4 protein-coding genes are annotated in these 3,665 nt (G+C 71.4%); all 4 read right to left on the bottom strand.

Features of this window, described 5'->3' with window-relative positions:
- Positions 1–1,589, bottom strand: a 1,589-nt coding sequence (locus tag ACFXBC_RS33945) for a DNA polymerase IV (protein WP_385033576.1), incomplete at its 3' end; no start/stop codon positions are given.
- 70 nt (positions 1,590–1,659) lie between these two features.
- Entirely contained in the window at positions 1,660–2,193 is a 534-nt protein-coding gene (locus ACFXBC_RS33940) for a MerR family transcriptional regulator (RefSeq protein WP_385033573.1), read from the bottom strand.
- A 226-nt stretch (positions 2,194–2,419) separates the two neighbouring features.
- Positions 2,420–2,893 carry a bifunctional nuclease family protein gene (locus ACFXBC_RS33935; protein WP_164266948.1) on the bottom strand — a complete coding sequence of 158 codons (474 nt, stop codon included), beginning with the start codon at positions 2,891–2,893 and terminating at the stop codon, positions 2,420–2,422.
- 53 nt (positions 2,894–2,946) lie between these two features.
- Positions 2,947–3,665 (bottom strand): MerR family transcriptional regulator (locus ACFXBC_RS33930; RefSeq protein WP_385033569.1); only part of this gene is annotated, 719 nt, incomplete at its 5' end.

The following is a 3,665-nucleotide window of genomic DNA, read 5'->3' as shown; positions in this document are numbered from 1 at the left end:
GTGTAACCCGGCTGGATCCTGGCCGTGTTGCTGCCCGATGTGGTGGTCGAGCTGTTCAGGGACTTGTGCAGGAAGTACGAGGCATCCGGCCCGGCCTGGGCTTCCGGGCCAGTCGGAGCGGTCGGAGTGTCAGGGGCGGCCGGGCGGACCTGCCCGGCCCGCACGGCCGCACCGGCCCCGCCCGGCGCGGCCACCGCGGTCCGGACCAGCGGCAGCGGGTCCGACGGCTGGAGCGCGGGATCGTCGACCCCGAAGGTCCGCACCCGGCCGGGCGCGGTCGCGTACGGATCCTCGAACCGCACCGTCACCCGGCCGACGCCACTGCCCTGCACCCACCCCACGCCGTACACCTCGTGGCGCACATCGTGGCCGGCGAGCCAGCGGCGCCCGGTGCCAGGCAGCGGCGGTGGTTCCTCGACCGGAGGCGGGCCCGGCGCCTCCGGTCCCGCCTCCGGGGCCGCGGACGGGCCGGGCGCCGCCTCGTACGCCCCGGCCCCCCGCACCGCCGCCCGCTCCGTGGCCGCCTGCGCGAAGAGGTCCTCCTGGGTGAAGTCCGCGAGGCCGGTGACGCCCACTCCCAGCAGCCGCACCCCGCCTGTGGTGTCCACGGACTCCAGCAGCCGGCCCGCGGCCTCCCGCACCACCTCCGGGTCGTCGGTGGGCCCCCTGAGTGTCTCGGAGCGGGTCAGCGTCGAGAAGTCGTACCGCCGGACCTTCAGCACCACCGTCCGCCCGGACCGCCCGGCAGCCCGCAGCCGATCGACGCACCGGCCGGCCAGCCGCACCACCTCTCCGCGCACCCGCGCCCGGTCGTGCAGGTCCACGTCGAAGGTGTCCTCGACCGAGACCGACTTGGCATCCCGCTCGGACACCACGGGCCGCTCGTCGTGGCCCAGCGCCATCCGGTACAGGGAGGCGCCGTGCGCCCTGCCCAGCAGCCGTACGAGCTCGTCCTCACCGGCCTCGGCCAGATGGGACACGGTGGTCATCCCGGCCCTGCGCAGATGCTCACCGGTCGCGGGGCCGACCCCCGGCAGAATCCGTACGGAGAGGGGGGCAAGCAGTTCCCGCTCGGTACCCGGTGCTATCAGGACCAGGCCGTCCGGCTTGGCCCGCTCCGAGCCGATCTTCGCCAGCATCTTGGAGCCCGCGAGCCCCACCGAACCGCTGAGCCCGGTGACCGCCAGGATGTCCCTGCGCAGCCGCTCACCGGCGCGGCGGGCCGACCGCGGGCCGTCGGCCACCCCGCCCGCCTCCAGGTCCACGAAGGCCTCGTCCAGGCTCAGCGGCTCGACCAGCGGCGAAAGCCGCCCGAGCAGCTCCATGACCTGGCCGCTCACCTCCCGGTAGAGCGAGAAACGCGGCACCAGATAAGCCGCGTTCGGGCAGAGCCGCCGGGCCTGGGCCATCGGCATCGCCGAATGCACCCCGAACCGCCGCGCCTCGTAGGAGGCCGTCGACACGACCCCGCGCGGCCCGAGCCCGCCGACCACCACCGGCTTTCCGCGCAGGCTCGGCTTCGCCGCCTGTTCCGCGGCGGCGAAGAAGGCATCCATGTCCAGATGCAGAATGGTGGGCGCGGCTCTCACACCACCGATGCTGCCTCACGGCACTGACAATCGGGCCCCGCGGCGCGGAAACCCCTTCGGCGGAGCCTCTTCAGACGGCGCGGTTGCGGCGACGGGCCAGCTCGTCGGCCGGGTTGTGGCCGATCAGGGTCTCGCCGGTGTCGATCCGCTCCCCGTGCAGCTGCGAGAGGGCGCTCTCCACGTCCCGCCACACCACCCCGACGGCGATCCCGAAGACCCCCTGGCCGCCCTGCAGGAGCCCGACCACCTCGTCGGGCGATGTGCACTCGTACACCGTCGCCCCGTCGCTCATCAGCGTCATACGGTCGAGGTCGCGGGCCCCGCGGTCCTTGAGGTGGTGGACCGCGGTACGGATGTTCTGGAGCGCCACACCGGTGTCCAGGAACCGCTTCACGATCTTGAGGACGACCACGTCCCGGAAGCTGTAGAGACGCTGGCTGCCCGATCCCTGGGCGGGACGCACGCTCGGCTCCACCAGTCCCGTACGGGCCCAGTAGTCGAGCTGCCGGTAGGTGATACCCGCCGCCGCGCAGGCGGTCGGCCCCCGGTAGCCGACGGTGTCGGTCGTCGTTTCGGCCGCTGGGCCGTGAAGCGGATACGGCACCCCGTCCCCCGGACCCAGTCCGGGGAGTTCCCCTGCCCTATCTTCGCCGGTGCTTCTCACGCCGACCCTCCGTCCTTGAACTGCCCACTCGAAGGTAGGCAGTCACCTGGGGTGCGTCAACGATCGCCACACTCGGCACGCCGAGTGATAATCACCCTGAGAGTGGTTTCGCGTACCTCTCTTCGGGGAACGGCTTGCCGGATGCGCTGACGACCCGAGCGGAGCGTCACTGGCTGTTGGTCCCGAAATCCTCCGGAGAAATCTGGTCGAGGAACTCGCGGAACTTCTCCACCTCGTCCTCCTGCTCGTCGGGGATGGCGATCCCCGCGTCGTCGAGCACCCCGTCGCTGCCGTAGATCGGCGTCCCGGTGCGCAGGGCGAGCGCTATGGCGTCGGACGGCCTCGCACTCACCTCGACCCCGCTCGCGAAGACCAGCTCCGCGAAGAAGACCCCGTCCCGCAGGTCGGTGATGCGGACTTCCGTGAGCTCCTGGCCGACCGCTTCGAGGACATCCTTGAAGAGGTCATGGGTCAGCGGCCTCGCCGGAGCCATGCCCTGCTGGGCGAAGGCGATCGCGGTCGCTTCACCAGGGCCGATCCAGATAGGGAGATACCGGTCGCCTCCCACTTCACGCAGGAGCACGATCGGCTGGTTGGAGGGCATTTCCACCCGGACACCCACAACGTCGAGCTCGTTCACACAGCAACCCTAGGACGTGCCCGGCAGGTTTGGGTAGTCGGGCACCGCCATGATCAGTACAAGCGGACCCGGAGAGAGGTCTGTACGAGGGCCGCGTGCAGCCGCACGGTCAGTGCTGCCAGGTCCTTCGTGGTGGTCTCGGCATCCGCTCTGGTCTGCGGATTGCGGTTCAGCCGAAGGGGGGCCACGACCTGTTCGATGAGCCCCGACTCACGGTCGGCGGCCGCTTTCATGGCACGCAGATGCCGCGGTTCCAGACCGAACCGGCCCAGATCCGCGACGATCCCGGCCACATTCACGGCCTCCGCGTCGTATCCGCCCCCCGGAAGCGGCGCCAGCAGACCGTACGACTCCCACTCCGCGAGCTCGTCCGCACCGACACCGGCGGCCGCGAGCAGCTCGTCCCTGCCCACCCTGGACGCCGTGGGCCCGCCCTCGCCGTCCGCGGCCCCGTTCGCAGGGTCACGGACAGCGCCGGGCGCCGGGAGCTGGATCTGCTCCCCGCGGCCCAGCGCGTCGAGGTGGTCCCTGATGACCTTCAGCGGCAGATAGTGGTCGCGCTGCATCCGCAGGACCTGAGCCAGCCGCTCGACGTCCGCGGTACCGAACTTCCGGTACCCGGACGACGTGCGCTGCGGCTCGACCAGACCCTCGGCCTCCAGAAAACGGATCTTGGAGATCGTGACCTCGGGAAACTCTTCCCTGAGCACGTTCAGAACCGTACCGATACTGACCAGCCGGTCGTCCCCGGCGGCGGGGGGGGGGGGGGGGG

The organism is Streptomyces sp. NPDC059398, assembly GCF_042751845.1.
Taxonomy (GTDB): Bacteria; Actinomycetota; Actinomycetes; order Streptomycetales; family Streptomycetaceae; genus Streptomyces.
This window is presented reverse-complemented; position numbering and strand designations above follow the sequence as displayed.